This window comes from Flavobacterium sp. (assembly GCF_028712645.1).
GTDB lineage: Bacteria > Bacteroidota > Bacteroidia > Flavobacteriales > Flavobacteriaceae > Flavobacterium.
The window spans coordinates 1-4157 of the sequence record NZ_JAQTPQ010000167.1; the positions used below are offsets into that span (position 1 = coordinate 1).

General features: G+C 33.6%; 5 protein-coding genes. 4 read left to right on the forward strand and 1 reads right to left on the reverse strand.

All coding sequences use genetic code 11. The annotated features are described in order from the left end of the window. Together PHC28_RS12645 and glmM are read left to right on the forward strand one after the other, a co-directional pair. A partial coding sequence (locus tag PHC28_RS12645; RefSeq protein ID WP_300101030.1) for a serine hydrolase occupies positions 1-470 on the forward strand: 470 nt, incomplete at its 5' end. Positions 471-746: 276 nt separating this feature from the next. Next, complete coding sequence (gene glmM / locus PHC28_RS12650) at positions 747-2150, forward strand: phosphoglucosamine mutase (RefSeq protein WP_300101033.1); 1404 nt, start codon at positions 747-749, stop codon at positions 2148-2150. Positions 2151-2287: 137 nt separating this feature from the next. On the opposite strand, the gene PHC28_RS12655 is transcribed toward glmM, so the two are convergent. Further along, positions 2288-2746 (reverse strand): SET domain-containing protein-lysine N-methyltransferase, encoded by a 459-nt coding sequence (locus PHC28_RS12655; RefSeq protein WP_300101036.1) that lies wholly within the window; start codon positions 2744-2746, stop codon positions 2288-2290. Between PHC28_RS12655 and PHC28_RS12660 the strand changes: the two genes are divergently transcribed. Next, the gene (locus tag PHC28_RS12660) at positions 2728-3237 is read left to right on the forward strand and encodes a hypothetical protein (RefSeq protein ID WP_300101039.1); all 510 of its coding nucleotides are present in this window, start codon (positions 2728-2730) and stop codon (positions 3235-3237) included. The genes PHC28_RS12655 and PHC28_RS12660 overlap by 19 nt on opposite strands. Positions 3238-3415: 178 nt before the next feature. Further along, positions 3416-4157: type VI secretion system tube protein Hcp (locus tag PHC28_RS12665; RefSeq protein ID WP_300101042.1), on the forward strand; the 742-nt coding region annotated here is incomplete at its 3' end.

Genomic DNA, 4157 nt, shown 5'->3' on the forward strand with positions numbered 1-4157 from the left:
ATGATACCGAGTTTTTTTGGAGCAAAAAAACCGACGAAAGTAGATTTGCAATTGGATATAATGATAAAGCAATTGCATACGAAACTATAAAAAATAAAACGGCAAACGGTGCAGATGATTTATTAACAACAATTGAAGATTATGGTAAGTTTTTAGTTAGCGTTATGAATAGTGAAGGTCTATCAAAAAAAGTTTTTGATGATATGACAACAAATCAAGTTGAAACCAAAAACGGAAAGCATTTTGGATTAGGTTTTGAAATTTATGATTTCGAAAACGGGGAAATTGCACTTTCACACGGTGGAGCAGACAAAGGAGTTCAAACAATTGTATTTATATTTCCAAAATCAAAAAAAGGAATACTAATTTTTACAAATGTTGATGATGGTTATAAAGTTTATGAAAAATTACTAAGTCATTATTTGGGTGAAAAAGGAAAAAAAATAATTGAAATAGAAACAAAACAATGACTACGCACAACAGCTAAGGGTTTCGTTGCGTGCGCAGCACGAACAATGAAACCCGTGTTGAACGGAACCGATTTCACGTCTGTCAACACTATGGAGTTATCGTAAAATTTTTATATAGAATAGCAAGAGGATTTACAGTCCTCTTTTTTTTGAAGTAATTTCTGCTTGGTTTTCGAGTGTTTTTATTCACGTTTGGGCATAAATTCCCTTGCTTAATACTAATATCCCTTAATCAATTATTATATTTGTATTCGAAAATCGAAAATCTAAAATTGTATGACTTTAATAAAATCTATATCAGGAATTCGTGGAACTATAGGCGGAAAAGTGGGGGACAATTTAACTCCAGTTGATGCAGTAAAATTTGCTTCGGCTTATGGGACTTGGTTGAAACAAGGAAGAGATTCCTCCTCACGTCGGAATGACAAGTTCAAGGTTGTTGTGGGTCGTGATGCTCGAATTTCGGGACCAATGATTCATAATTTGGTAGTAAACACCTTGATTGGTTTAGGAATTGACGTGGTCGATTTAGGACTTTCAACAACGCCAACTGTTGAAGTTGCAGTTCCTTTAGAAAAGGCAGATGGCGGAATTATTCTAACTGCTTCGCATAATCCAAAACAATGGAATGCTTTGAAATTGTTGAACGAGAAAGGAGAATTTTTGAATGGAATAGAAGGAGAGAAAATTTTGCAAATTGCTGAAGAAGAAGCATTCGATTTTTCAGGTGTGGATGATTTGGGCGAAATTACTGTGAATGATGCCTATATGGATATTCATATTGATGAAGTATTGAATTTACCTTTGGTCGATATTGAAGCTGTTAAAGCCGCAAAATTTAAAGTTGTTGTTGATGGCGTGAATTCATCTGGAGGAATTATAATTCCAAAATTATTGGAATTAATGGGCGTTGAAGTGGTAAAATTATACTGTGAACCTAACGGACATTTTCCGCACAATCCAGAACCTTTGAAAGAACATTTGACTGATATTTCGGAATTGGTTGTGAAAGAAAAAGCCGATTTAGGAGTTGTTGTAGATCCAGACGTTGATAGACTTGCTTTCATTTGCGAAGACGGCGAAATGTTTGGCGAAGAATATACTTTGGTGGCTTGTGCTGATTTTGTTTTAGGTAAAACTCCAGGAAATACAGTTTCGAATATGTCGTCTTCTCGTGCTTTGCGTGACGTCACCAATTTGCATAATGGAAATTACGAAGCTAGTGCTGTAGGCGAGGTAAATGTGGTGGATTTGATGAAGAAAAATAATGCCGTAATAGGTGGTGAAGGAAACGGCGGGATTATTTATCCTGAATTGCATTACGGTCGTGATAGTTTGGTGGGTGTGGCTTTGTTCTTGACGCATTTGGCTAATAAGAAAATGAGTGTTTCTGCTTTGCGTGCTTCGTATCCGGAATATTATATGAGCAAAAACAAAATCGAATTGACACCTCAAATTGATGTCGATGCGATTCTTGTGGCAATGACCGAAAAATACAAAAATGAAGATATCACTACCATTGATGGTGTGAAAATTGACTTTGCAGAGAATTGGGTTCACCTTAGAAAATCGAATACCGAACCTATTATTCGTATTTACACTGAAGCTGCTTCACAAGAAAAAGCAGACGCTTTAGCTTTAAGAATTATTGACGAAATAAAAGCGATTGCTGGAATTTAAAAGCATTTATTTAAATCTAAAAACCCCTTTCAAAATTATTTATTTGAAAGGGGTTTTTAATTTTTATTTATTTTAATTAAAAATAACAACTTAATCAAAAAATGTTTACTTTTATTCTGATTTTCAAGTAAATAAAATCATATTTCAGGTTTATTGATCCAGTTTTCTATAGTTTGACCAGAAGAATTTGAACCTAAATAATTAATGGTAATTTCCTGATTCTTATTAATGGTTTGTATGGCTTCAAAAATCATAAGTTCTTTTTCATTATCGTAATAATAAATGGCATTATAGTCGTCAGCGTGATTGTATAACGAACCGTAACCTAAAGCAATACCTGTGTATTCTTGCTGTTCGTCAATCATAAAGGCATAATAATTTAGTAGCATATGTTTTCGCACTGTCATTTCTTGCAACTTCATTTTTATTACGGGACATTCCTCAAAAACAGTTCCAGATTTAATGGTTTTTTGAGCAAAAACACCACGACCGTGAATAGGAGAAATGGCTACATAAATAGCATTATTAGGTTTAGTAACAAATAAATTATTTTTATCACTTTTAAAACTTTTGAAATATGAAAAAATCGATTGCATTCCTCGGAGCATTATTGTTTGGTTCAGTAACTTTTGCGCAAGTTAGTAAAAATGACACTATAAATAAACCGTCTAGTAGAAAAGTATCTCCTGAGGATTTGAAAAATTTACCTCCAGAAACTGAAACTGCTAAAATGGGTTATTTAAAAATAAAAGGGGAAAAAACGATAAAAGGAGAAAACCAGAAAAGTGATTATCTAAAAGTTTCTCCTGAAAGTGTTTCAAGTGGGAAGGCGATTTTAACTCAAAAAGGAAGAGGCGAAAGCGCAATCACTACGGAAAAACAGCATTATACTATTAAAATGACAAATGCTGATAAAAAAGTTGCTGAAGATGCAACTAGCCAAGAAGTAAGCGATGACAATGCAGCCACTACACAGAAAAAACACGTTGCTAATATCAAATGGACACCAGGTAAAGTAGCAAAAGATACAACATCAAATGAATCGAAAGCACTTAACCCCTATATAAAAATAAAAGGTCAAAAATAAAAGGTCAAAAATAAAAGGTAACAATTATTAAAGCAAGTTGATATAAAGTTGTAATCGTCCTTTTGGAAATTAAAATATTTGAAATCTAAAATTAATTTAGAATGTAGGGTAATAATTTTAAACCAATAGTATCTATTATTAAACAACTTAAAATTTAACAATTTAAACTTTTGAAATTATGAAAAAATCAATTTTTATTTTAGCCGTCTTGTTTGCTCTAACGAATCAGTTATTTGCGCAAGAAACTATTACAAAACAAAGAACAAAGAGTAACAATACAAACGAAAGAGATGGTTCTACGAATCAATGGCCAATTCTAGCCGTGAAAATTAGCCCAACAGAAAATGGATGTTCTATTGTGTTTGGAAACGATGTTGCTACTCCTAGAGATGCTCAAAGTGGAATGGCGACAGGAAAAAGGGGTTATTATCAATCCCAATCATCATTTAGTGTAAGTGCTTTAGATAATTCAATTACAGAAGTAAAAAGCCCCAGAGACGCAGCAAGTGGATTACCAACTGGTAGAAGAATGCACAAACCGATTACTGTTTCAAAAGAGTACGATAAGAGTTCTCCAATGTTAGCAAAAAGGTCATCTAATTCAAATACAGCATCTGATGGAATTGCTATTGACGAACCCGGAGTACAAAAAGTTTCAATACAAGATTTCCATTTTACAGTTAGATGTGGAGGAAAAAGTACTCCAATTTCTTGTGTTGATGGAGAATGTGAAATACCAACGAATTCTTGCCCTGATGGAACTTGTTCTGTAACTGCTGATTGGAGTTGGGGAATGTCGCAAAGTGGTAGTGCTAATGCAAAATCAGGGAGTAGTAGATGTTCAGTTGATTTTTTATTAGAAATTGAAGATGGAGTTTGTACTAGAATGGCAATAAACGAAAAAGGAACTGGCGGGACTA

What these genes read in the sequence shown, in the direction of transcription:
- glmM (WP_300101033.1), top strand. Translation starts at nt 747, where the DNA reads ATGACTTTAATAAAATCTATATCAGGAATTCGTGGAACTATAGGCGGA.
- PHC28_RS12660 (WP_300101039.1), top strand. Translation starts at nt 2,728, where the DNA reads ATGAAAAAATCGATTGCATTCCTCGGAGCATTATTGTTTGGTTCAGTA.
- PHC28_RS12655 (WP_300101036.1), bottom strand. Translation starts at nt 2,746, where the DNA reads ATGCAATCGATTTTTTCATATTTCAAAAGTTTTAAAAGTGATAAAAAT.